Below are 26279 nucleotides of genomic sequence, written 5' to 3'. Positions count from 1 at the left end.
CAAAATGGAAAAATTAAAAAACATACATCCTGGTGAAATTTTATTAGAAGAATTTCTCATTCCTTTAGAAATAACAGCTTACCGCTTATCTAAAGATTTGAAAATTCCGCAAACCAGAATTTCTGAAATCACTAAAGGAAACCGAAGAATTACGGCAGATACCGCTTTGCGGTTGAGTCTGTATTTTGGTAACTCAGCAAAATTTTGGTTGGGTCTTCAAGATGATTTTGATATTGAAGAAGAAAAGGGAAATAAAGCCGAAGAATTGCAATCTATCAAACGTTTTGATATTCCAAAAGTAGCGTGATGCTTCCATTATTCGACTTATCGCTACAACTAAATGGCTTCCCAATGAAGGAGGCTAAAGCCGAATTGCGGAAAATTGTAGCCTTTACCGAAAAGGAACATAAAGTTTTCCTTGAAAATAAAAAAGTGGAAATTGTCAATTTTCATTTGCAAAATAATACTTTTTACAAAGATTTAGTAGGAATGACAACTTTTACAAACTGGGAAGATTTACCCGTTTTGAATAAGAAAAACTTACAAAAACCATTGCTGGAAAAGCTTTCCAAAAATTACTCTCTTAAAAACAGTTATATCAATAAAACATCCGGTTCCAGCGGAACTCCTTTTATTTTTGCCAAAGACAAATATTGTCATGCCGTGACTTGGGCTTCAAACATATACCGTTTTGGTTGGTATGGAATCGATTTTAATACTTCCTACCAAGCGCGTTTTTATGGAATTCCGATGGATTTCATAGGCAATCAAAAAGAACGTTTTAAAGACCTATTAAGTCATCGGTTTCGGTTCTCCATTTTCGATTTATCAGATGAGATTTTAGAAGGATTTTTGAATCATTTTAGAACTAAAAAATTCGATTATATAAATGGATATACTAGTTCGATAATTTTATTTGCTAAGTTTTTACAAAAGAGAAACATTGTATTAACCACAATTTGTCCCACTTTGAAAGTATGCATGGTAACTTCTGAAATGCTTTTTGAAGAAGACAAAATCCTTTTAGAAAAACAATTTGACATTCCCATTGTCAATGAATATGGTGCTTCCGAACTCGATTTGATTGCTTTTCAAAATCCTCAAAACGAATGGCAGATTAATTCAGAAACATTATTTGTGGAAATTTTGGATGATAATAATAAAACGGTTCCTAACGGTATAGCAGGTCGAATTGTAATCACTTCGTTGTTCAATAAAGCGCATCCGTTCATACGATATGACATTGGTGATATTGGAATTCTAGATGAAAAAAGCACGTTACAAAAGCCAATTCTCAAAAAATTAATAGGTCGGACCAATGATGTTGCCATTTTACCCAGCGGAAAAAAATCGCCCGGACTTACTTTCTATTATGTGACAAAAAGTATTATTGAAGACGATGGAAACGTAAAAGAATTTGTGATAAAACAAACTAAAATAGATACTTTTGAAATTGAATATGTGAGCGAAACCAAATTAAATTTGGCACAAATAAAAAAAATTGAAAAAGCGATTGCACTCTATTTAGAAAACGATCTGGTGTTCATCTTTCATAAAAAAGAAAAATTAGAACGCAGCAAAAGCGGAAAATTAAAACAATTTGTTTCATTTGTAAAATAATGCTATGAAAATCACAATAGTTGCAGGCGCAAGACCCAATTTTATAAAAATCGCTCCCATCATCAAAGCGATAGAGAAAAAACAAGCTGAAGGTGCCAGAATCTCCTATCGATTGGTTCATACTGGACAACATTATGACAAAAACCTCAGCGATACATTTTTTGAAGAATTAAATATTCCCAAGCCCAATGCAAACTTGGAAGTAAAAAGCGGCTCACAATCGATACAAACTGCCGCAATAATGGTCGCATTTGAACAAGAATTACTGCAAAATCCATGTGATTTAGTTTTAGTGGTTGGCGATGTCAACTCGACTATGGCCTGCGCGATTGTTGCTAAAAAATTAAATATTAAAGTAACTCATGTAGAGGCTGGTATTCGTTCAAGTGATATGACAATGCCCGAGGAAATCAATCGAATTGTTACGGATAGCATAACCGATTATTTTTTCACAACCTCAACTTGGGCAGGAGAAAATTTATTGAAATATGGGGCCGATTCCTCTAATATTCATTTTGTTGGAAATGTGATGATAGACACTTTGTATCAAAACCTAGATCGAATTTCAGCTCCGTTTTTTTGGAATGAATTCAATTTAGAAACCAAGAATTACATCATTTTGACTTTACACCGTCCTTCGAATGTTGATGAAGAGCAATCATTGATTCAACTTTTGCAAGGAATTGATAAAATGGTTGGTGATAAAAAAGTGATTTTCCCTATTCATCCAAGAACAAAATCGATTTTAGGAGAAACAGATTTAAACTTGAAAAACATCTTATTTGTTGAACCACAAGGGTATTTGAATTTTATGTTTTTAATTAAAAACAGTTTTGCTGTCATTACAGATTCTGGTGGAATTTCAGAAGAAACCACAGTTTTAGGAATTCCTTGTTTTACCATGCGAAACAATACTGAAAGACCTGAAACGGAAACCATAGGCACGAATACTTTAGTTGGTACATCGATTGATAATCTAAATAAAATGTTTAGAGATTTTCTTCAAAATGGTCCTCGAAAAGCTGGAATTCCGGAACTTTGGGACGGTAACGCATCTGAACGAATAATTGATATTTTACTTTCAAAAAAATAATGGAAGAAATCCTCATCATATCAAATTATTATCCGCCTGAGAAAGGTGCTGCAGCGAATCGAATCGAGCAGTTGGCTTTAAAACTACATCAAAACCATTATAAAGTTTCTGTAATTTGTCCTTTAGGTAATTATCCCAAAGGCGAATTATTTCCGGAATACAAGGGCAAATTTTTTGTTACTGAAAATCTACAAAATATTTTCGTGAAACGCCTTTGGATTTATCCGAGCAATAGTAAAAATATAATCAAGAGACTGTTATCTGTCTTATCCTTTTCTTTGGGTTTGCTTTTTTACTTATTGCTTCAAAAAACACCTCAAAAAGTAGTGGTGCAATCCCCGCCGTTACTGCTTTCTTTTATTTCAGTTTTTGTTCTTTCGCTGAAGCGAAAAAAAATCATTCTGAATGTTTCTGATTTATGGCCATTGGCTGCCGTTGAATTGAATGCTTTAAAAGCGAATTCATTTTCGCATCGTATTTCTTTATTTTTAGAACGTTTTATCTACAAAAAAGCAAGTTTGATTTTAGGACAATCCAACGAAATTATTACTCATATCCAATCTATTTCCCCTGAAAAAAAATGTTTTTTATATCGCAATTTTCCAGACCACAAAACGATTGAAATGGATTTGGAAACCCGAGAAAACGAACCTATTAAAATATTCTATGCCGGTCTTTTTGGTGTGGCGCAAGGTGTTTTAGAAATGTGCCAAAAAATCAATTTAGAAGGCTTAAATATCGAGCTGCACCTGTTTGGTGATGGCGCTGAAAAAAAACAAATAGAAGCGCTAATTCAGTCCAAAACAGACAAGAAAATTATTTTTTACGGAATGATGGACCGCAACACTTTACATAAAATGTTAAAAACGTTTGATATTACAATAGTTCCTTTAAAAACAAGAATTTATGGCTCTGTTCCTTCTAAAATTTTCGAGTATGGCGCATTGGGATTTCCAGTTTTATATTTTGGTGGTGGTGAAGGAGAAACCATAACAGAAAAGCATAATTTAGGCTGGGTAGCCAAAGTAGGAAACTATGATGATTTGAACGAGAAACTGCAAACCATTTCAAATATTCAAAAATCAGAATTGGATTTAATGAAAAAACGGATTTTTAATGACGTTCAAACTTCGTTTAATCTCGATATACAAATAGAAGATTTAATTCGACAAAATATTTTCTAATAGGCTTTTTCTTCTCCTTTAAAAATATTGATAATCGTTTGGGAAATTATTTTTAAATCTAAAATTAAAGACCAATTTTCAATATAGAAAACATCAAATTTTATTCTATTAATCATATCGGCTTCTGTTTCAATTTTGCCACGAAAACCACTCACCTGAGCTAATCCCGTAATCCCTGGTTTAACATAATGGCGCACCATATATTTTTTAACTTTATTTCCGTAGACTTTATTTTGAGCCCAAAGATGCGGTCGCGGACCTACAACTGACATTTCACCAAGTAAAACATTTAAGAATTGAGGCATTTCGTCTAAACTTGTTTTTCGCATAAACTTCCCTATTTTGGTAACACGCGGATCGTTTTTTGAGGCTTCTATTTCTGTTGTTTTATTGATTTTCATAGATCGAAATTTATAACAGAAAAATTCATTTTCATCAATTCCAGGCCTTCCTTGTTTGAAAAACACAGGACCTCTAGATTCTAATTTTATTAAAATTGCCAATAATGGAATGAGCCAAGATAAGAGAACTACAATAATTATACTGGAGAAAACAATGTCAAAAACCCTTTTAAATACCATTGTAGCAGGTTCATGAAGCATGGTTTTTTTTAAAGAGAGTACCGGGAAAAATTCGTAGTAATCAATTTTTAAATTTTTCGAAAAAATCTCTTTTGTATCGGGTATAAATTTTATCGTTTTATTATTTTCATCCGCAAAATCAATTAAATCTTTTAATTCCTCGTTGGAAATTTCGTTTAACGAGCAATAAATTTCATCTATACAATTTTCAAGTACAAAAGGTTTCAAATCTGCTAATTTCCCTTTAATATTTTGATTTGACTTCTTATCTGAAAAATAGCCTAAAAAGCGATACCCATAATCATTTCTTGTTTCAAAAAGATTCTTTAATTCTATCGCCTCCGGAGTATATCCAATAATGACAGCGCTTCTATAATTACTCCCTGTTATAATTCTATATTCTTTTAAATAATAAAATAATAGAAATTTTGAAATAGTAATTAGTAACATCACGGAGGATATAAACATGGCTGTCACTATTCCGCTAAAAACAACTTGTTTTGAAAACGGAAAAAAAGCAATGGTTATTAAAAGAAATAAAACGCCCTGCTTGACTAGTTTTGATATAATTTCAAGCGGAGTCGTAAAACGATATATCCCGTAGAATCTTATAAAAAAAGCAACCGTAACCCATCCAACTACCTGATAAACAATAAAGTACTCAATCTTGAAATTAAGGTCTTTGAAAAAGAAAAAACCAAGAATCAAGATGACTGTCAGATCTATTAAAATACTAATGGGTCTAATGTACTTTGAATATCTTCCTGTTTGAGATGCACTCATAATTAACGAATATAACCTGTTTGGTTTTTTATCGGTTTAAAAAAAATTCTTGTTACTTTATATAACTGGAAAAATCTTTATGCTCTTCTTTAGAAAGTTCCTCTTTAGATAACGATTTGAAATAGTCATAGGTGATTTTCATTCCCTCGGCACGACCTATTTTAGCTTCCCATCCAAGGAGTTCTTTTGCTTTAGTAATATCAGGCTGACGCTGTAAAGGATCATTTATAGGCAAAGGATGATATACTACTTTTTGATTGGTACCCGTGAGTTTTATAATTTCGTCTGCAAAATCCTTGATGGTAATTTCATCCGGATTTCCAATGTTTACCGGATATACATAATCAGAATGCAATAATCTAAAAATACCTTCTACTTGATCATCTACATAACAAAACGAACGGGTTTGCATTCCGTCTCCAAAAATAGTTAAGTCTTCCCCACGAATTGCCTGACCTATAAAAGCAGGAATTACTCGGCCATCATTAAGACGCATTCTTGGACCATAAGTATTGAAAATTCTAACGATTCTGGTTTCTACACCATGAAACGTATGATACGCCATGGTTATTGATTCCTGAAAACGTTTTGCTTCATCATAAACACCTCTTGGCCCTATGGTATTTACATTGCCATAATATTCTTCCGTTTGTGGATGAACCAATGGATCTCCGTACACTTCAGAAGTAGATGCAATAAGAATTCTAGCCTTTTTAACACGTGCCAATCCTAAAAGATTATGCGTTCCAAGAGAACCTACTTTTAAGGTTTGTATCGGAATTTTTAAATAATCTATTGGGCTTGCAGGCGAGGCAAAATGCAGAATATAATCTAGTTGACCCGGAACGTGAACAAATTTGGTGATATCATGATGATAAAATTCAAAATGCTCCAGTTTGAACAAATGTTCTATATTTTTTAAATCTCCAGTAATGAGATTATCCATTCCAATAACAAAATAACCTTCTTTAATAAAACGGTCACAAAGATGTGATCCTAAAAATCCAGCGGCTCCGGTGATGAGTATTCTTTTCATGAGTCAATTTTACGAATGCAAGGTATAATAAACCGTTAATATTTTCATTAAAAAAACCACATTTTTCAATCACATTTGAATTTAAAACAACCCGTATTAATTCTGAAAACTCGTTATTAAACCATTTCAATATCATTTTGAAATTGACTCAAAACACTTTCAATAGAATATTTTTCAATTACAAATTTTCTTGCCTTATTGCCTATGATTTTAGACTGTACCGGATTTTTAATTAAAAAATTTAGAACTTCCATAATTTCTTGAAGTTTTTTATCTCGATGAAAGTAAAATCCCCCTTCTGAAATTTCTAGATTATACCGTACCTCCGAATATTCATTTCCAGTAACAATAGAGGGCTTTGCACTTGCCATCATTCCTAATATTTTTGATGGCATTACAGTATCAATAACTGTGTTTTTTTGAAAAAGCAGATGCAAATCTGCATTACACAACACATCATTTAATTCTTCGTAACGAACGGGCGGATAGTATTTGCAATTTTGAAATTGTTTCAAACTCTCGACTACTTCTTTCCGTTTTGCTCCTTCGCCAATCAAATAAATCTGAACGTGCTTTATTGCTTGACAAGCACTTACAAAATCAATAAAAAAATCCCAATCCTGCTTGGCGCCAATATTTCCAGAATACAAAATATTAAATTTTGAAATATCGAATAACGAACTTGGCTTTGCCAGATCAGGATTTATCTTCGAATGGTCAATCCAATTAGGGAAAAAGTATTTTTTTGTGTTTGATTTGGTTTCTAATTTGTTTAACATTCCATTGCTGATTGTACTCGTGAAATCTGCTCGATTAAATATAAATCGCTCCATTCTAAAAACAACTCTGGGTAAGAACCCTTTTTTATTCGAAATTCCAGTTTCAAAAGCAGCATCAAATTCAAAGTCCTGAACGTGTATCCAAAGTTTACCGCCTCGAAATGTTTTTACCGCCAAGCCTAAAATTGCCGATATTGTAAAGGGCATCACAACTATGACAATATCATTTTTTTTTATTTTAAAAACATTAAAAAATGAACCTATAAAAAAATGAATCATTTGAAATATTCTCCCTTTGAATGTGGGGATTTCAGGAGTAAATTGTTTGAAACGAAAGATTTCTACACCATTGATAACTTCGGCACTAAAAAGCCCTTTTTTATCGTATTCTTGGTATATTTTCCATTGTGGATAGTAGGGCGTTGCAGCAATCACTTTAACCGTGTGTTTTTGAGCTAAAAACTCAGCCATTCCTGCAGAATATAGTCCAATTCCACTATCTTCAGGGTAATAATGGTTACTGATTATTGTTATATTCATTTGCTCAATTTAGTTCTATTTATTCCTTTTTTAAAGGATTCCCTTTATAAACTCCTTTTTCCAAAATGCTCTTAAAGACAGAAGATCTGGCTCCTACAACAACCTCATCAACTATTTCCACTCCCGGAGACACAAAAACATCTGTCGCTAACCAGCAGGAGTCATGAATAAGTATTGGTTTTGCAAAAATCGGAAAATCAGTTTTCGTATAATCATGAGAACCTGTACATAAATAACTTCTTTGTGAGATTACGGTATTGCTTCCTATTTTTATTTTACCCAGAGTATACAAAACAACTTCATCTCCTATCCAGGAATAGTCTCCAATTTCCAACTTCCATGGATACGTTATTTGACATGATGGTCTCAAAATTACCTTTTTTCCAATTTTCGAACCAAAAAGCCTTAATAAAAATCGTCTCCAGCCATACATAACCTGAGGAGATGGTTTAAATAAAAAAAAGTAAACCAACCACCAGAGTTGTACTGTAAATGCATTTCTTCCTCTGAATCCCTCGGGAAGTTTAAACTTTTTTAGTTGATACATTGCAATAAAATTTTATTTGCGTTTTCAATAAACATTTCTTCAGTGAAATATGCATTAGCATAGTGCATATTTAGCAGTCCTTTTTGTCGAATCTGATTTTGGTCATCGACTAATTCTTCTAATTTATTTGCTAAATCTTCTACATTTTCTTTTTCACAAAAGATAGCATTTTGTTCTTTGCAAACATCTGTTATTCCGGCATGGTTGGTTGTGAGTATTAAATTCCCCATCGCCATTGCCTCTAATATGCTTATGGGTTGACCTTCCATTTTATAAAAGGTTGGCAAACAAAAAACATTGCTCCAAAGCAATAATTTCTGTTTTTCCTCCCCGTGAACTACTCCCACATAATCTACACCGTCTAAAGTATTAAAATAATTAGATAGATTATTTTCTTTAATCTTGTTACCAGCAACTTTTAACTGAATATTTATTCCTTTTGCTTTTAATTTTTTTACCGCTTCCAATAAAATATTAATTCCTTTTTCTTCTATTAAATTACTCAAAAATACGACTCTTAACTCTGAGTACTCTTTTTGTTGAATTAACTTTTCTGGAGGCAGAATTAATGATTCCTCAAAAAAATTATGCAACTCAAAAATAGATTCTTTTTTTAAAAAAGGTTCAAAATTATTGCGCAATGATTCTGACAAAACAATTCCATAATCAAACATTGAAATTAACTTACGGAAAATGATTCTTTTTAATCCTTTCAATACATTATACTCCTTGAGTAGATGGTTTCCGTGTAAGTGAACGACCAATTTTTTTTTGGCAATCTTAGCTAATACTATGAATGGGAGATATTTTAAAACTCCAAAATAAGATTGACCTATGGTAATGTAAGTGATTTTTGAAAATAAGACTTTCCCAACAAGTAAATACGTTCTAATAAAATATAATTTTTTAAAACTAATTCTACCGTGTTTATGGGTAATGGATTCTGAATATTCTGAATTTATCTTGTCAACTTTCCAGTTTTTTTTACGCAGTCCTTTAGAAACAACCAGATTTGCAATACTCACTCCAGATATTGGTGGCGGAAAAGGGCCTATAATTAAAATTTTATTTTGCATCAAAAATTAAACAGTTTCAACAGGTTTATTTGCCGGTTTAGTGAAAATATTAAAAACGAAAAACAAGAAGAACAGCAATAATAAAATTCCGTATTTTCTTTCTATAATATTTTCAAAATTAAATATATAGAGATAAAATAAAACAAGCACTAACAGAAAATTATTTTTATTTTTTAAAGCATTAACGAAAAGATACATAAAAAAAAGCAAGAAACTTAGTAAGCCAATCAAACCCGTTCCTAAAAGAATACTGAAATACTGATTGTGTGTATTATAATATTTCTCTAATTCAGGGTATTGTACATCATAACATTGTTGCAAAACAGAAGGAACATCTCCAATCCCATTTCCAATTAAAGTATTTGAGCTTTTAATTTTTTGAATTCCGCAATCCCAAACCGCAATTCGAACACTTGTGGAATTGTTTGGATTTACCTTTGAATAGGAAACCGGAATAATCATTTCTATAAACCTTTTCTTAAAATCACTATTAAAAGCAAAAAGGAAATAAATCAAAAAACAAGAAATTACTCCCACCGAAAATTTTATTTTTAAAGATAATCTTCCAAAAAATAACACCAAAAATAAAATCATAAAAAAACCAATAAAAGTAGCCCTTGCCCCAGTTAGAAAAAGCAAAACAATATTTACCACTATCAAAAAAGAGCATTTTTTTAAGTTATCCCTGAAAATATAAATACAAGACATCAAACCCAGAACTGAAGTAATCGACAGGTAAATAGGATGCATATTAATCAACGGGATTTCATTGAAAACCGTCCGGATTGTATTGTACGTTATTGGAATATTTTGATAATAAAAATACAAGCTAACGACAATTAAAAAAACAAAATTAGAGCCGTTAAAAATTAATATCCAATTCTCTACAAATTTTCTTTCAAATCTTAATTCCATTTTTGAGAATACACAATACGAAAAAGCAAGATAGAGCAAAGGAAGGAATCCTTCTATTCGTTTTAATCCATAAAATAAATCTTTGGTATATAACAAACTGAAAAGATTTACAACAAAAAAAAGCACTAGTATTGTAAACGTTTTGGTGTCGATCTTTCTTTCTCTTATAAAAACAACAATAGAAAATAGTCCCAATAACATAAATGGCAATTCTTTTACACTATTAGGTAACAGTGTAAAAAAAGCTATAGAATATAAAATATAATTAAGAAAAGTTGATTCTTTTTTCATTTGAGACGTAAGCTAATGTTATCCAAAATAATGGGCAGGTCCATAAATAAGAAGCTGCAGGAAAGGAATATAATATCCAACAAAACTGAAACACAATCAATGTTTTAAACAAGGATTGTTCCGATAAAATGATCCGAAATAAATATTTAAATAAATTATATATTAGAATCAAAAACAGACCAATTCCTATAACTCCATATCTAAAAATTAAGGAAAATGGTAATAAATGAATATTATGAATAGCTGTTTTTCCTAATAACGCAGAGTCCGCAACGCCAATATCTTTAAAAGAAAAACCTTCAATTGTAGCTCCCATTCCTCCTCCAAATAAAAAATTAAAAGGATTTAAGCACCAATATGCTATCACCACTTTTGCTTCATCAATTCGCTGGCTAAGAGATAGTAATGCAGGAGAGTTCCAATCTATATTGCCTTTTAATAATAAATACACTTGAACCAATCGGTCCTTTAAAGCAGAATTCTCCGGGAAATAACTAATTATGACTTTTAATACATCATCTAAAAAGAAAAAAGACAACAACAGAAAAACTACAATTATTAGCAGAAAATCGTTGCTGTTTTTTTTTGAAAATCTTTTTTGTACAAAGGCAAAAAACAATACTAAAATAAAAACTAGCAATAAAGCTCTGTTTGATTTAAGTATTTGAAAAAAGAAAGGCAGTGAATACAAAAACATCAGGCCATAGTTTTTTTTATTGTAATGATATAATGCATATACTAAGGTGAAAACTACTGTGAAAGAAGGCAAGTCGATGTTTAAAACAAATGCTACTCCTGAAAGAAATAAAATAGAGATAACAAAATAGTGTTCTTGCGGTAGCGTTAATTCAACTGTAATTTCATCCAGTAATTTTTGATTGCTATAAAAAATCCGATATAAAAAATACCCAAAAAGAATATAGATCATATCTGTAAAAAGATATAAAATAGAATTTCGGTGTACTATACCCACGAAAAAACCTAGAATAGTAAAGCTGACCCATACTAGAACCAAAAGGTTTTCTGAGTTTGCTTTTAAACTGATTTTAAAAAAATTATTGAGATAAAATTTGTTTTTGAAGAAGAATAAAAAGGTGAAGAATAACGACATTAACCTCAAGTAAGGTATCATTTGGAATTGTTGAAGGCCAAGTAATTTAAAAAAATAAAAAAAACCAGTCTCCACTAAACTTATAAATAATATAAATTCAAATAGGACTGGCAAAGATGTTTTTCTAAAATATAGTTTCATCAAATAAAAAAAAAATGGTTTTATTGTTTATCTGAATAATATATTTTTAATTTAGGTCTTAAACTTGCCTCACTATTATTACTTGACGCTAAAAGAACTAAAGAACTACTATTTTCATTTATCAACTTTAATAAAAACCCATAACTATTGTCTTTGTCATCAGAAATATCTTGAACTAATCTTGTAACATTAATTCTGTTTGGGTCTTTGTTAAGTTTAGTTTTATCCGTGAAAATCTGGTTATGATCTGTTGTAACAGGTGCATTCGCCCAGTTCACTTCGGTCTCATCCCATGGAGAAATTATACGTTGAATAATAAAACCATTTTCGCCAAAACTCTCTTTTCCTATTACAGATTTTGCATTAAATTTTAATTGTAAAAAAGCACTATCAATTTTTATATTAGCAGGAATTTCCTTGAAACTTAAAACTACCCTATTAACATTTATTGAATCTCCTTGTTTTGAGGAATATAAATGGATGTTTTCTTCTTCAGAAAAATTTTGATAGGGTAAAAATTTACATATTAAAGCATCTTCTATGTTGCCATTTTTTGCCTCTAATACTAATTCCTTTGGGCTCTTGGAACAAGAAACCAAAAACAAAGAAAAAAGCCCTAAAGCAAATAAGTTATTTATTCTCATTTTAATACTTTTTTTCAAAATTAACTTTTTTAATCACTTTCATAGTACTATTTAAATTATTTTAAATTTAAAATTGTAGTAGAATCTAATTAATAATTGGATGAAATCTGCCAAAACCCGAATTAAAATAACATTTAAAAAATTCAATTGATTGGTAGTTTTTAATACAACCAGTAAGAAAACAAATACTATTGCTGATACTATCAAAGACCAATTGTATTGCTTGTAATATCCCTTTGCCACAAGAATACAATTTCCCACGACTATTGTTAAACTAACAATAGGAATTAAAATCAAAAGTAAATCAAGAACATAGCTGTATTTATACATTTCAATTCCTCCAAAAATTACAATTACATTTTCAGAAAAAATATATAACAAAACTGAGGTAGCTGTGCTGATAATAAATGTTGCAACTGTAATATTTCTAAGTACACTTTTCTTTACTCCCCTGACTATAACAGGGAAAAGTGCTTGCTGCAAAACTTCAAAAGGAATAATAAAAACAAAGACGATTTTAATAGCGATATCAAAACCTGCAACTTGACCTTTGGTAAACAAATAACCTATTAAAAATACCGTCCCCAGATTAAACAAAAAAGTAGAAAGCTTACCTATAAAAAAGAGATATCCTTCTTTTAAATAGTTTTTTATTAAATCAAAAGTAACCACAACAAATTTAAAGTTTGCTTCTTTTTTCATCATTAAAAAACCAAAAAAGCCCCAAATGATATTTGTAAATACTAAAAATAAAATATACAAATGAATGTCTGTATTATTTTTGATAAAGAAAAAAGTCAGTAAAACTAGAATTAGTTTAGAGAAAAAAGTGATAATGGTAATGGTTTTCATTTTCTCAATACCTTGGAAAAACCAAATGGGAGTCAACACTTCACCGATTCCCATTACAAGCATCAGAAAAATTAGATTAATAACAGTGTTAATTTCTGTATTAAAAGTCAGTGGAATCAATAAAATAAAAGAAATGAGAAATAGTATGCCTTTGATATAATATATGGCAGAAATTGCTTCGTTCAGCTTTTTAGGATTGTTCTTGTTTTCGACTACATATTTAGCCGCATACAAATCAAAACCGAAATTGATTAGCATTATAAAATATTGAACAATTGAATCTACCCAAGTTAATGTTCCATATCCATTCTCCCCCAAAACTCTAATCAAGTAACCCACCAGAATATACTTAGAACCAATATTCAAAAACTTCATTACGCCAATGTAAAAAAAGTTAGATATCATGTTTAATCTTGTTCTACTTATATTCATTGAAATACTATGTATTGATCATATTTTGCGCTTTTTAAATGTATTAAACACTACTCTAAATCCTAATTTCTTAATTGCTCAAGTTTGCTTTTACAGACTGCTTTCTATAAAAACCGATAAATAAACGAATCAAAATAAATGAAAACAAAAATAAAATAGGCAAAACCAATTTTAATCTTCCATTGACTGAGTCCGTATTTTCAATATTTAATGTTGCACTATTGTCTTTTATAATTTTATCTAATCCAACTAATTCTACTCTATGATCTCCTTGTTCATTAATTAAAGTTTCTTTCGTTTTAATAACATCGTTAAGCTGCGTGTTTTCATTATAATAAACCAGTTTGTCACTTTTTTGAGCGCCATTTACCATATTAGAAAATCCATTCAAAACACCATTTATTTGTAAAATAATAGTGTCATTTTGAATCATCTTTATTTGAACATTATTTACCGTTTCTTTTTGGATTTTTTTATAGTAATCCGTTTCGTTTAAATAATTTAAAATAGGTTCGACAGTTTCGGTATTCTTTGTTTGTTTTTTGGTTTTGAAAGTAATAGTATGTAACGTGTAATTCTTACTTGTCAAATTATCTTCGAGGATTTTTTTTATATCTCCGCCCTCAGCCATCAACTTAATTAATTCGAAGTTTTCTGTCTTGTTTTCAATGAATTTATAAACGTCAGTAATAGGTTTGATTTCAATTTTAATTATTTCTTTAGGGCTTTTTATCCTTACAATTTCTTTAAGAAAAACGGTATCCTGTTCTTTGATTTTAGATTCAATCAATTCAATTTTTGAATATAAATAATCCGTGCTTTCAAAATTTGGAGTAACTATAATTTGATGATCATAGGTTTTTTTTGTCACATCTAAATAAAACCCTAATCCAACTCCAATTACCAGCAAAATCAAAATTACAATCGCATTTTTTACAAAAAACTGAATACATTTGAATAAAAAGGTATTAATCCATTCAAATAATCTTCCTATTTTTCTAGAAATTTGCATCAAATCAATCTCTTGATCCTCTTGGTTATTGGGTTGGTTTTTGTTCATCCTATGTTTTTTATTTTACGTTGAAAATTTGTTCCAATATCTTTATTGTAATCAAATAAGTAGGTTTTACACCCGTAGTTCCCAGTCCGCCTGAAGCTAATGTACTTCCCGTTTCTAGAGGATTATCTGATGCATAATACGCATATCTCACTTTGACATCACAAGGAACACTCTTTCTGATTTTTGAAGCAGATTGAATCGCTTTTTGATAGTAAGAACCTTCCATTTCCAATCCAATAATTCCCCAAGTTGATTCATGGAAAAATTTTAATAAATCTCTGTTTTGCAAAGAAGTTCCCAAAACGGTAACCATCGGTCCGGCAAAAACAGCAATATCATTTCCTTCAAACATATCGGCAGTCAATTCATTTTCGAAAAAATAATTATCCGCCGTTCCTTCATTGATGTGTGCATTCGGAATCATAATATCTCCTTTTCCACCTTCCAGAATTCCCGCTTTTCCCATGATAGAAACTGATTCTACATTAAGCAAAGTGGCTTTTTTATAGGGTTTCAATAACTCATCAATGGTCTCGTAAGCTTGCTCCCCAAAAGCGTAATCCATAACAATTAAAACTGGTTTTTTATCTCCGGTATTTGCGTTTGGAAATGATGTTTTGGACCAATCAATTTTGGCTGTATCAAAAATCTGTACATCTATATTTGTTCCGGAAGTATCCGGCAACGATATCATTCCTTGTTTCAAAGCTACTGCCGAAACCTGATTTCGAACTTCATCAGCCCCAGATTTACTCAATTCTTCATAAATAAAGAAATCAGATTTGTCTTTAAACTTCGTTTTTAAAACCTCAGTGGCAAAAATAGAGTTCATCACACTGTGCATGTTCGCGCTAATCACGTGAATTGGACGATCCAAAAGTTCGTTGTCTTTCAAAACCTCCTTAATGTTAGTAGCCCAAATTTCGCCGTGAATATGATGTCCCAATCGTTCTCTTAGAATGGGACTGAAAGTTATTGTTCTCTTATTGTCATCTACTATTTCTTCAATAGCCAGTTTTCCCAACCAAAAAATAACGTGTAAAAATCGATCTGGCGCCGCGGTTGAACCAAATGCATCATAAATATCTAATACTTCCTCAAATGTTCTTCCCAGAATATTCGCAGCATGTGAAATGGCTTTTTCTTTTTCTACAAGGGTCAATTTTTTCTTTTGAGATACTGCTTGTTCCAGTTTGAACCAATCACGGGAAACTTCACCGGCATCATCCAGTAAAACCCTATTTCTAATTTTGTGTGATTCAATGAAAATAAACGTCAAATGCGTCAAAATATCATAAATATCAGAACGTCCGCGAGTGATTTCCACGTTCATTTGTTCTTCATCGATACGGTAACAATTGCGGCGTCTTTTTGGCGGAACAATCGCTTGAAAATGAGATTTTGAATACCCTTCTTCCGAAGTTAAATTGATGAATCTACATTCTTCAATTCCTACCGGAAGACGCTCTATAACATACAAAAGCCCATTCAATTCTACTTTTTCATCTGCAATATTTCCATATATTTCTGGGCTTAATGCCAATAATGCTTCTCTCAATGTATCTCCGGAAACTCCCATTGGCTTATAAAATCCTCTATTGAAAAGATGACGCATAGTGATGTACATTTTTTCAATTGCCGCAGATGATTCTTGCGCTCTGGAGCGTGATATATTTTTAGTCTCTTTCATTTTTTACTTATTTTCTAACCTTCAAAGGTAACTCTTTTATTTATTTTTTAATAAATCTACGATATTTCTGTCATTGGAGAGTCTCGGAATTTTATTTTGTCCGCCCAGTTTGCCTATCGATTTCATATAATCTTGGAATCCATTTTTAGCCACTTTGGTGACAACCACTTTCCGCAACACTTTCCCAACAATTAAATCATCATAATACATGTTTTGTTTTCGCATCGCTTTATCTATCGCTTCCGCAAAAGATACGCTGTCTTCCGGTTCGTTCTCAAATTCTATGAACCATTCGTGATACGGCAATCCTTCTGCTGGTGTGATTTGTGGCGCAACGGTAAATTCATTAATGCGTATATCTGTTCCAAGAATTGCTTCCTGCAAGGCACTTTCCACTTCTTTACCAATCACATGTTCCCCAAAAGCCGAAATATAATGCTTGATTCTTCCGGATACTATGATTCGGTATGGTTTTAAACTGGTAAACTGAACGGTATCGCCAATATTATACCCCCAAAGTCCTGCATTGGTAGAAATAATTAAAACATAATTTATATTTAATTCTACTTCGCCAATCGTATAACGTCTTGGACTTTCAGTATAGAATTCGTCCGATTTTATAAATTCATAGAAAATTCCGGAATTCAAAAGCAGCAACATTCCTTTTTCTTTTTGCGAATCCTGATACGCAAAAAAACCTTCCGAAGCAGGAAATAACTCAATACTGTCTACTTTTCGTCCAATAAGATTCTCAAATTTGGCGCGATACGGTTCATAATTTACACCGCCGTAAATGAACAAGTTGAAGTTTTTGAAAATGTCTCCTACTGGCTTCCCACCTTTTTGATTTAATTTTTCAAAATACATTTGAACCCAAGACGGAATACCCGAAATAACCCTCATGTCTTTATTAAATGTTTCCTCGACAATCGCATTTACTTTGGTTTCCCAATCTTCAATACAATTGGTTTCCCAAGAAGGCATTCTGTTTTTTTGAAGGTATTTTGGAACAAAATGTGCCACAATTCCAGACAATCTTCCTAATTTGACTCCGTTTTTTTCTTCTAATATTGGGCTTCCTTGCAAGAAAATCATTTTCCCATCCACAAAATCAGCATTTCCGGTTTCGTGAATGTAATGTAGAATTGCATTTCTAGCCGCTTCAATATGAAAAGGCATGGATTCCTTAGTCAACGGAATATATTTGGCCCCGGAAGTAGTTCCTGAAGTCTTTGCAAAATAAAGCGGTTTTCCTTTCCAAAGAATATTTTCCTGGCCTTTTACCACCTTATCTACGTAAGGTTTCAATGCTTCATAATCTCTTACTGGAACTTGTTTTGCAAAATCATTCTCATTTTTTATTTGGTCAAAATGATGGTCAATACCAAATTGTGTTTTCTTCGCTTCTTTGATTAGTTTTTGTAAAACCTTCTTTTGAGTTTCAATAGGATTATTGGCCCAAAGTTGTGTTTTCTTGTATATTTTTTGTGCAAATAATTTTGCAGCACTCGATTTTATTGACATTTTTATTTTTGTTCTTTAAAAGATAAAAGTTGGTTTTTTTACTCTTTTTTTGGTTTTTTTTCTTCTTTAGCCACTTGCTCTCTCAATTCCAATTCTTGCTTTGATGCAGATAAATCAGCTTGAGAAGGTACTTCATCCGCAGCCGAAAGTATGGAATCTTTATTGAATTTTGCATATTCTAACTCTCCTGTCAACACTTTTTGAATCGACTGGATATACGCTTCATTTTTCTTTAAGGCTCGGGACAAGGAATCTGATTTCAAAGCCAGTTCCATTGCGTCCTTCTTTAATTTTGAGGATGAATAACCTGGAATAAATTCTCGTAAAGGAGTAAAAGCAATAATAAAAGTAGTAACAAATGTAATAATTATTGCTCCCAAAGTCGCTACCACAAAAACATTCATTAAAGTAAGTTTCAAAGAAAATGTCTCTTCAAAAGTATCTTCGTTAAGTATTATTAAACGTCGTTTATTGAATAAATTTTCTTTGAGTTTGCGCCGTTTTAGTCGTTTTTTTGACATACTTTTTTATTATTGAACAAATATAACAATTATTGTCGTTGATTGTATTCGCTTGTTTTTGTTCACTTTTCCTAAGCTAAATTTATTTTTAATAAATTTTTAACGCTTTTGAAACCAAATAAATGTGTCAAAATGAGTTACTGTTAACTAATTCTATATACCTTTGCCTTTAAAGTTATTACAAATTTGCTTCGGCATAAATTATCGTATTATGAGTAGTATAGGTGTTACAGAAATCCTTGTTATATTGGCCATTGTTTTATTACTTTTTGGAGGTAAAAAAATTCCAGAATTAATGAAAGGTTTAGGAAGCGGAATTAAAGAATTTAAAAACGCAGCCAAAGACAGTCAACCAGCTGATAAAAAAGAAGAAGAAACAAAATAAAAAAAAGGCTTTTCATAATTTGAAAAGCCTTTTTTTTGTTTTTTAAAGTATCATACTCAACTGAATTCTCTTTCTATCTTCATCCACTTCCGTCACTTTTACCTGTACGTGTTGGTGTAATTTTACCACTTCATTCACATCACTTACAAAACCTGCTTTCAGTTGGGAAATGTGAACCAAACCACTTTCTTTTACTCCAATATCCACAAAACAACCAAAATTGGTAATGTTATTCACAATTCCAGGCAAAACCATTCCTGTTTTTACATCTTTTATCGTTTTTACATTCGGGTCAAATTCAAATACTTTGGCTGATTTTCTTGGATCTAATCCGGGTTTTTCGAGTTCTTTTATAATGTCTTTCAATCCCAATAAACCTATTTCTGGCGTAATGTAATTTTCTGGTTTTATTAATGCGGTTTTTTCTTTATTGGCAATCAAATCATTTACTGTCAATTTCAAATCTTTTGCCATTTTCTCCACAATTCCATACGCTTCCGGATGCACAGCCGAATTATCCAACGGATTTTTTGCATTCGAAATTCGGATGAAAGCGACCCCTTGCTGATAGGCTTTCTCGCCCAAACGCGGCACTTTTTTCAGTTGTTTTCTATCTTGAAAAGGACCGTTTTCAGAACGGTATTGCACAATGTTTTCGGCAAGCTTCTCTCCTATTCCACTCACATAACTCAATAAATGTTTACTCGCCGTGTTGATGTTTACTCCCACCGAATTCACACAACGGATCACCGTACTATCTAATTCTTCTTTTAATTTATTTTGATCCACATCGTGTTGGTATTGGCCTACGCCAATGGCTTTCGGGTCAATTTTTACCAATTCGGCCAATGGATCACTCAATCGTCGCCCGATAGAAACTGAACCTCGAACCGTAACATCATAATTAGGAAATTCATCTCTGGCAATTTTCGAAGCAGAATACACCGATGCTCCCGCTTCTGAAACGATAAAAACTTGAACCGGTTTATCGAAAGCTATTTTCTTAATAAAGAATTCCGTTTCACGTGAAGCCGTTCCATTTCCTATGGAAATCGCATCGATTTTATACGAATTCACCATCGAACGAATTTTTTTCATCGCCATCGCTTCCTCTTTTTGTGGCGCATGCGGATAAATGGTTTCGTTATATAACAAATCTCCTTTTTCGTCCAAACAAACAATTTTACAACCGCTTCTAAATCCAGGATCAATCGCCAAAATACGTTTTTCACCCAAAGGTGGAGCCAATAATAACTGCCCAAGATTGTTCGCAAAAACCTGAATAGAATTGGCATCAGCCTTCGCTTTTGCTTCTTGCAAAGCTTCATTTGAAATGGCCGGATTCAACAATCGTTTGTAACTGTCCTCGATAGCTAATTGAACGTGTGGTGTGGTTTTATTCTGATCTTTTAAAACCAAAGCATCAATAATATCATACGCTTCATCAATATCAACTGCTACTTTAAACTTAATAAAGCCTTCATTTTCGGCACGAAGCATCGCTAATAATCGATGCGAAGGTGCTTTAGTCAACGGTTCTGACCAATCGAAATATTGATTGAATTTCTGAGCCGCTTCGTCGTCTTTTTTTGTTTTTACTACTTTGGTTATAATGGTTGCTTTACGTTCGTACAATCTTCGGAGTTGCTTTCGAACATAAATATTTTCATTAATCCATTCGGCGATAATGTCTCTGGCTCCTTGTAGCGCCGCTTCTTCATTGATGACATTTTCATTCAAATATTGTGTTGAAATAAAATCTACATCTTCATTATTTTGCGCCATAATGATTTTAGCCAACGGTTCTAATCCATTTTCACGGGCAACATCAGCTTTGGTTTTTTTCTTCTTTTTAAAAGGCAGATAAAAATCTTCCAATTCCTGTAAATCGAAGCTATATTGGATTTTTTTCTGTAATTCTGGACTAAGTGCATTTTGTTCCTGAATCGATTTTAAAATCGCTTCTTTGCGTTTTACCACCGCTTCATACTCCTTTTGAAATTTAGCAATTTGCTCAATAAAAACTTCGTCCAGATTACCGGTTTTATCTTTTCGATACCGCGAAATAAAAGGAATCGTACAATCCTCTTGTAATAATTGAACGGTATTTTGAATGTTAATTGCTGCTGTTTGAACAGACTTAGCTATGAATTGTATGTTAGTCATTTTAAATTTAAGATTATAAAATCATATTGCTAAAATAGTATCTTTGAGTCAAAACTCCTTATTTATGTCTTTTTTATTCTGGTATTTTCCGCTTATTAATTTAGTTGCATTTTCAACAACAGGACTAGACAAATGGCTCGCCGTAAAGCAAAAATGGAGAATTTCAGAACGCAATTTATTGTTTACAAGTATTCTGGGCGGAACAATTGGTTCCGGGTTAGCGATGCTTTTTTTTAAACATAAAACCTCAAAAAAAACTTTTTTATTGAAGTTTTTTTTAATTGGTATTCTACAGTTTTTTATAGTGTATTTCTATGTTATAAAATCTAAATAATTACTCTTATTGATTACTTCAAAAGTAGCTTCCGGATACGCTTTTGCGAAAGCAGCAGGGATTTTGACTTTTTTAGATTCACTCCACTTAAACTCAAATCCAGCCAGTTCTTCTCCTTTTTCTTCAAGCCAATCTAGTTCTTGCTGATCATAAGTACGCCAGAAATAATTATTGGTTTTTATTTTTAGGTAATTTTGCTTTTTAACGCGTTCTACTGCCAAATAATTTTCCCATAAATCACCTACATCTGTTCTGGAATCCAATCGGTTGAAATTATTAATGATGCCGTTTCTAATGCCATTGTCATAAAAATACCACCGACTGGATTTCACAATTTCCTTTCGAAGATTACGACTGAACCCTTCTACTTTAAAGATAATAAACACTTTAGAAAGTAAATCTAAATAGTTAGCCACCGTATTTTTAGACATTTGCAACTGATTTGCTAATTCCTGCAACGAAACTTCTTTTCCTAATTGATACGCTATCAAACGTAGCAAATCATAAATTTTATCTGAATGTTTAATTCCTTCAAATACCAAAATATCTTTCAGTAAATAGGAATTAATAATTTCATACAAATACTCTTTTTTATCCTCCCAATCCGAATATTGAATCAGTTCCGGATAACTTCCAAAAAGTAATCTTTCCTCTAATTTTTCAGTAGTTTGTTTGTAATTTTCGTATTGGGAATATTCCATTTGTGCTAATGGAAAAAGATATAAAGTGTTTTTTCGTCCCACTAGTGGTTCTCCAAGAGTATTGTTTAAATCAAATATAGAGGAACCTGTGGCAATTATTTTAATTCCTTCGATAGAATCCACAATTAGTTTTAAAATCAAACCAATATCAAGAATATTTTGTGCTTCGTCAATTACTAATAAATCTATATTATGTAATAATCGCTTATAATTAGCTACGGAACGTTCTTTAAGCAAATTAGCATCATTGATGTCTTCTCCGTTCAATTGTAAATAACTTCCGTTAGGAATGGTTTGAAGGTAATTTTTTAGTATTTCAGTTTTTCCAACACGACGAGCGCCCAGTAAAATCAATACTTTATTAGGAAGTACTTTTTTAGTAAAATCTTGAAATAGCGCTCTTTTTAAATAATTTTCCATTCTATTTGATTTAGAAATCTAAACCAAATATAATCAAAAAATAGTAATTCGGTCAACGCACTGACTGAATTTACACTAATTCAGTCAGTGCGTTGACCAAATTAATGTAAATTCAGTCAATAAAAGATTCTAACAAGAAATTTTATCTACTCTATTTTGGTGTCTTCCACCTTCAAATTCAGTATTTAAAAACGCTTCTACCATTTCTACTGCTTGTGGAATTGAAGTAAAACGAGCAGGAATACTAATAATATTTGCATCATTATGTTGACGCGCCAAAACCGCAATTTCTTTTATCCAGCATAAAGCAGCGCGTACTTTAGACTGTTTATTCACTGTCATAGAAATTCCGTTTCCGCTACCGCAGATAACAATTCCAAAATCAGCTTTTCCCTCAGCAACATCAGTCGCAACTGGATGACCAAAATCAGGATAATCAACACTGTCTGCTGAATCCGTTCCGTAATTAGTTACCTCATGTCCTTTTGCTTTAAGCATCTCAACAATTGCTTTTTTGTAATCTGGTCCTGCGTGATCGTTTCCTATGGAGATTTTCATCTTGTATGTATTAAGTTGTGTGGTGCAAATTTAAATAAAGAAATCTAGTTTTGCAGAAATTAAATTTAGCTTCTTTAATTGATTATTACAATTGATAAAAGTCAGTAAAAATAAAAGTTGACAATAGATTTTATAACTGTCAGATTACTATTTGATTAGCGGTTATCAACAATTCTAATAAGTTTATAAATAGCTGTGAATCAATGTAGATTTTATATTTAAAATGTTAAAAATTTACATTGTTAATAGCAAAATGCAATTGCTTGATATTCAGTTAACTTTAAATTAACATACAATGTTCATAACTTTAGATAGAATATTAGAAGTTTTTTATGGTTGTAACCAAAAAATAAGTAATCCAAAACCCACATTAGAAATCCAAATTTAGTTTGTTGAATTTTTAGAATAGTTATCATTATTAAAAAGTAGTTTATTAACAAATTTTAAAAAAGTACTTATTTACAAAATCAATTCTTTTTAGATTATTAACCATTGTTAATTAAAATTAGAAAAGACTTTAAAACGAAGACTTTAGTATAAAATAACTATGTTGATAAGTCCGTATAACATCTTTTAAGTTGATTTCAATACATTTTAAAATAAATTTATTGCCACTATTAACACACTATAATAACAACCAAGAAAGAATTTAAATTTAATTTTTCTTTTTGTTTATTTAAATATATGTTGACAACTTTGAAAAAATTAAAATTCAAAAAATAGATTTTAGGGTTCTAATTTTGTTTTAAACGATCTTTAGATTGTTATTCAAGTCATCTAAAAATTTTTGCACTTTTTCAAAATCATTGATGTGAATTTTAAGCTTTATTCCACCGTAAGCAAAACTCCCAAATGGATCTACAGAAACTAAGGTTTCGTTTTCAAAAAAATAATTAATTTTTTCTTGTTCCAATAAATGCTTCAGCACTACAATTTCATGTGAATAATTAAAAATCGCAATTGTTTGAAAGTCTTCCATTTTGATTGTTTTTATAAAGATACAACTATTCTGTAAAGTTATATTTTCTTTAAAACTGTGAACTCTTTACTAAAAACAATTTAGTATTTTGTAATTTTAGACTTTTAAGAACAGATTTATGAGTAAAAGATTAAGAAAGCCGATAAAAAAAGAGAAAGATTTCTCTGAAAAAATTGTAAAAATATTATCGCAAAGTGCTAATAAAGCATTCAATTATAAACAAATAGGAGCAAAGCTGGAGCTTGATGATACCGAAAGCAGGAATCAAATTATCAAAGATTTGAAGATTTTGGCTTCTCAAAATAAAATTATAGAATCAGAACCGGGTAAATACTTAGTGAAAGCTGAAAGTAAAGAGTATTACGAAGGTAAGATTGACATGACAGGACGTAAAACCGCTTATTTTGTTTGTCCTGAAATGGAAGAGGATGTTTTTATTCCTACTAACAATTTGAACCACGCTTTAGACAAAGATATTGTTAAAGTGTATGTCTACAATCGTAGAAAAGGGAAAAGACCTGAAGGTGAAGTGATTGAAGTGATTGAAAGAAATAAAACCGACTTTGTTGGTGTAATTGACATTCAAGCTAATTTTGCTTTTGTTTCTACAGCCAATCCAAAAATGTATACTGATATTTTTATTCCAAAGGATAAAATAGGCGAGGCGGAGCAAGGAGATGTAGTTTTGGTTCATATCGAAGATTGGCCAGCCAGAGCCGATAGTCCTTTTGGTTCTGTAATAAAAGTTTTAGGGAAACCAGGAGAACACGATACAGAAATTCACGCTATTCTTGCTGAATATGGATTACCCTCAGAGTTTCCTATTGAAGTAGAAACATTTGCACAAAAAATTGATACTTCGATAGAAGAAAGTGAAATTGCCAAACGTCGCGATATGCGAGATACGTTGACTTTTACGATTGATCCAAAAGATGCCAAAGATTTTGATGATGCACTTTCATTTAAAAAATTAGAAAACGGTAATTACGAAATTGGTATTCACATTGCCGATGTTTCGTATTATCTTCAAGAAGGAACAATCCTGGATGATGAAGCGTATCAAAGAGCGACTTCGGTTTATTTAGTAGATAGAGTAGTACCAATGTTACCGGAAGTATTATCAAATTTTGCGTGTTCTTTGCGTCCAAATGAAGAAAAATATACGTTTTCGGCTATTTTCGAAATCACTGAAACATCGCAAGTGGTCAATCAATGGTTTGGTCGAACAGTAATTTACTCCGATCAACGTTTTGCTTACGAAGAAGCGCAATACATTATAGAAACCAAGGATGATGTGATTCCGGAAGAAATTTCTATAACTGGAAGTTCATATCAAGTTTCGAAAGAAATTGTTGCTGCGACGCTAAAAATGGATGAATTAGCTAAAATTTTCAGAAAAAGAAGAATGGCTGATGGAGCGATTTCTTTTGATAAAGTAGAAGTGAAATTTAATTTAGATGAAGCTGGAGAACCTCAAGGAGTTTATTTTAAAGTTTCCAAAGATGCGAATCATCTGATTGAAGAATTCATGCTTTTGGCGAATAAAAAAGTAGCGGAATACATTGGAAAACAAAAGAAAACTTTCATTTACAGGATTCACGATGAACCAAACGAAGATAAATTAATTGCCATGCAAACGGTAATTGCAAAGTTTGGTTACAAAATTGATTTTAGAAACAAAGGAGATATTTCTAAATCATTGAATGCTTTGATGGAAGAAGTAAATGGTAAAAAAGAACAGAATTTAATTGATACGCTTGCGATTAGAAGTATGAGTAAAGCCAAATATTCTACGGACAACATAGGACATTACGGTTTAGCTTTTGATTATTATTCTCATTTTACTTCGCCAATTCGTCGTTATCCCGATGTAATGGTGCATCGATTATTACAACATTATCTTGATGGAGGAAAATCAGCTGATGAAGAAACGTATGAAACAAAATGTGTTCATTCTTCCACAATGGAAGGCTTGGCAACCAATGCAGAACGAGATTCTATTAAATACATGCAGGTAAAATACATGCAGGATCATCAGGATCAAGAATTTTTAGGAGTAATTTCTGGTGTGACGGAATGGGGAATTTATGTTGAAATAATCGAAAATAAATGTGAAGGAATGTGTAGAATTCGAGATATAAAAGACGATTATTACACCTTCGATGAAAAACAATATGCATTAACCGGCGCAACTTCTGGTAAATTATTACAATTAGGAGATGAAATTTACGTTAAAGTAAAAAATGCCGATTTAGTTAAAAAACAACTGGATTTTAATTTTTTAAGAAGAATTGAAGAACCAATTAAATAAAAAAA

24 protein-coding genes are annotated in these 26279 nt (G+C 31.6%); 7 read left to right on the top strand and 17 right to left on the bottom strand.

The window, feature by feature from the left end; all coding sequences use genetic code 11:
• Window positions 1-4: 4 nt before the first annotated feature.
• The 4 genes from QLS97_RS02360 to QLS97_RS02345 are packed head-to-tail and all read left to right on the top strand — an operon-like array spanning window position 5 to window position 3897.
• A complete protein-coding gene (locus QLS97_RS02360; protein WP_282714076.1) occupies window positions 5-307 on the top strand; it encodes a HigA family addiction module antitoxin in 303 nt (100 codons plus the stop codon).
• Window positions 307-1620, top strand: a complete 1314-nt coding sequence (locus tag QLS97_RS02355; protein ID WP_282714075.1) for a phenylacetate--CoA ligase family protein — start codon at window positions 307-309, stop codon at window positions 1618-1620. Before QLS97_RS02360 ends, QLS97_RS02355 begins: the two co-directional genes overlap by 1 nt.
• A gap of 4 nt (window positions 1621-1624) precedes the next feature.
• Window positions 1625-2713 carry a non-hydrolyzing UDP-N-acetylglucosamine 2-epimerase gene (gene wecB, locus QLS97_RS02350; protein ID WP_282714074.1) on the top strand — a complete coding sequence of 363 codons (1089 nt, stop codon included), beginning with the start codon at window positions 1625-1627 and terminating at the stop codon, window positions 2711-2713.
• Window positions 2713-3897, top strand: a complete 1185-nt coding sequence (locus QLS97_RS02345) for a glycosyltransferase family 4 protein (protein WP_282714073.1) — start codon at window positions 2713-2715, stop codon at window positions 3895-3897. Before wecB ends, QLS97_RS02345 begins: the two co-directional genes overlap by 1 nt.
• Here the strand turns inward: QLS97_RS02345 and QLS97_RS02340 are convergent.
• From QLS97_RS02340 to QLS97_RS02280, 13 genes are all read right to left on the bottom strand, one after another.
• Window positions 3894-5261, bottom strand: a complete 1368-nt coding sequence (locus QLS97_RS02340; RefSeq protein ID WP_282714072.1) for an undecaprenyl-phosphate glucose phosphotransferase — start codon at window positions 5259-5261, stop codon at window positions 3894-3896. The genes QLS97_RS02345 and QLS97_RS02340 overlap by 4 nt on opposite strands.
• Before the next feature lie 52 nt (window positions 5262-5313).
• Window positions 5314-6297 carry a UDP-glucuronic acid decarboxylase family protein gene (locus QLS97_RS02335; protein WP_282714071.1) on the bottom strand — a complete coding sequence of 328 codons (984 nt, stop codon included), beginning with the start codon at window positions 6295-6297 and terminating at the stop codon, window positions 5314-5316.
• Window positions 6298-6413: 116 nt separating this feature from the next.
• Window positions 6414-7616, bottom strand: a complete 1203-nt coding sequence (locus QLS97_RS02330; RefSeq protein ID WP_282714070.1) for a glycosyltransferase — start codon at window positions 7614-7616, stop codon at window positions 6414-6416.
• Between the two features lie 19 nt (window positions 7617-7635).
• The gene (locus QLS97_RS02325; RefSeq protein WP_282714069.1) at window positions 7636-8163 is read right to left on the bottom strand and encodes a WcaF family extracellular polysaccharide biosynthesis acetyltransferase; all 528 of its coding nucleotides are present in this window, start codon (window positions 8161-8163) and stop codon (window positions 7636-7638) included.
• Window positions 8151-9239, bottom strand: coding sequence for a glycosyltransferase family 4 protein (locus tag QLS97_RS02320; protein WP_282714068.1), 1089 nt, complete (start codon window positions 9237-9239; stop codon window positions 8151-8153). The genes QLS97_RS02325 and QLS97_RS02320 overlap by 13 nt, the downstream gene beginning before the upstream one ends.
• Before the next feature lie 6 nt (window positions 9240-9245).
• Window positions 9246-10445, bottom strand: a complete 1200-nt coding sequence (locus tag QLS97_RS02315; protein WP_282714067.1) for an O-antigen ligase family protein — start codon at window positions 10443-10445, stop codon at window positions 9246-9248.
• On the bottom strand, window positions 10420-11373 hold the full coding sequence (locus QLS97_RS02310; protein ID WP_282714066.1) for a hypothetical protein: 954 nt from the start codon (window positions 11371-11373) through the stop codon (window positions 10420-10422). The genes QLS97_RS02315 and QLS97_RS02310 overlap by 26 nt, the downstream gene beginning before the upstream one ends.
• 344 nt (window positions 11374-11717) lie before the next feature.
• Window positions 11718-12359 (bottom strand): DNRLRE domain-containing protein, encoded by a 642-nt coding sequence (locus QLS97_RS02305; RefSeq protein ID WP_282714065.1) that lies wholly within the window; start codon window positions 12357-12359, stop codon window positions 11718-11720.
• A 33-nt stretch (window positions 12360-12392) separates the two neighbouring features.
• Window positions 12393-13598: an oligosaccharide flippase family protein gene (locus tag QLS97_RS02300; protein WP_282714064.1), complete on the bottom strand. Its 1206-nt coding sequence runs from the start codon at window positions 13596-13598 to the stop codon at window positions 12393-12395.
• A 97-nt stretch (window positions 13599-13695) separates the two neighbouring features.
• Entirely contained in the window at window positions 13696-14685 is a 990-nt protein-coding gene (locus QLS97_RS02295) for a hypothetical protein (protein ID WP_282714063.1), read from the bottom strand.
• Between the two features lie 10 nt (window positions 14686-14695).
• Window positions 14696-16375, bottom strand: a complete 1680-nt coding sequence (locus QLS97_RS02290; RefSeq protein ID WP_282714062.1) for a DUF6909 family protein — start codon at window positions 16373-16375, stop codon at window positions 14696-14698.
• A 36-nt stretch (window positions 16376-16411) separates the two neighbouring features.
• Window positions 16412-17899, bottom strand: a complete 1488-nt coding sequence (locus tag QLS97_RS02285; RefSeq protein WP_282714061.1) for a GH3 family acyl-acid amido synthetase — start codon at window positions 17897-17899, stop codon at window positions 16412-16414.
• Between the two features lie 38 nt (window positions 17900-17937).
• Window positions 17938-18420: a peptidase gene (locus QLS97_RS02280; RefSeq protein ID WP_282714060.1), complete on the bottom strand. Its 483-nt coding sequence runs from the start codon at window positions 18418-18420 to the stop codon at window positions 17938-17940.
• Window positions 18421-18631: 211 nt separating this feature from the next.
• Here QLS97_RS02280 and tatA point away from each other — a divergent pair, with 211 nt between their 5' ends.
• Window positions 18632-18805: a twin-arginine translocase TatA/TatE family subunit gene (gene tatA, locus QLS97_RS02275; protein ID WP_131914599.1), complete on the top strand. Its 174-nt coding sequence runs from the start codon at window positions 18632-18634 to the stop codon at window positions 18803-18805.
• Window positions 18806-18847: 42 nt separating this feature from the next.
• On the opposite strand, the gene QLS97_RS02270 is transcribed toward tatA, so the two are convergent.
• Window positions 18848-20971, bottom strand: coding sequence for a Tex family protein (locus QLS97_RS02270; RefSeq protein ID WP_282714059.1), 2124 nt, complete (start codon window positions 20969-20971; stop codon window positions 18848-18850).
• Window positions 20972-21035: 64 nt separating this feature from the next.
• Between QLS97_RS02270 and QLS97_RS02265 the strand changes: the two genes are divergently transcribed.
• Window positions 21036-21305 carry a DUF1294 domain-containing protein gene (locus QLS97_RS02265; protein ID WP_282714058.1) on the top strand — a complete coding sequence of 90 codons (270 nt, stop codon included), beginning with the start codon at window positions 21036-21038 and terminating at the stop codon, window positions 21303-21305.
• On the opposite strand, the gene QLS97_RS02260 is transcribed toward QLS97_RS02265, so the two are convergent.
• The 3 genes from QLS97_RS02260 to QLS97_RS02250 form a co-directional block, all read right to left on the bottom strand.
• On the bottom strand, window positions 21284-22426 hold the full coding sequence (locus QLS97_RS02260) for an ATP-binding protein (RefSeq protein ID WP_282714057.1): 1143 nt from the start codon (window positions 22424-22426) through the stop codon (window positions 21284-21286). The two genes, QLS97_RS02265 and QLS97_RS02260, sit on opposite strands and share 22 nt — an antisense overlap.
• A gap of 129 nt (window positions 22427-22555) precedes the next feature.
• The gene (gene rpiB, locus QLS97_RS02255; protein ID WP_282714056.1) at window positions 22556-22984 is read right to left on the bottom strand and encodes a ribose 5-phosphate isomerase B; all 429 of its coding nucleotides are present in this window, start codon (window positions 22982-22984) and stop codon (window positions 22556-22558) included.
• A gap of 745 nt (window positions 22985-23729) precedes the next feature.
• The gene (locus tag QLS97_RS02250; RefSeq protein WP_282714055.1) at window positions 23730-23963 is read right to left on the bottom strand and encodes a DUF2007 domain-containing protein; all 234 of its coding nucleotides are present in this window, start codon (window positions 23961-23963) and stop codon (window positions 23730-23732) included.
• 118 nt (window positions 23964-24081) lie between these two features.
• Between QLS97_RS02250 and rnr the strand changes: the two genes are divergently transcribed.
• Window positions 24082-26274, top strand: a complete 2193-nt coding sequence (gene rnr, locus QLS97_RS02245; RefSeq protein ID WP_282714054.1) for a ribonuclease R — start codon at window positions 24082-24084, stop codon at window positions 26272-26274.
• Window positions 26275-26279: the final 5 nt, after the last annotated feature.

This window comes from Flavobacterium yafengii (genome assembly GCF_030010375.1).
Lineage (GTDB): Bacteria > Bacteroidota > Bacteroidia > Flavobacteriales > Flavobacteriaceae > Flavobacterium > Flavobacterium yafengii.
Note: the sequence above shows the minus strand (reverse complement) of the source record. Positions and strands in the feature narration are given on the sequence as shown.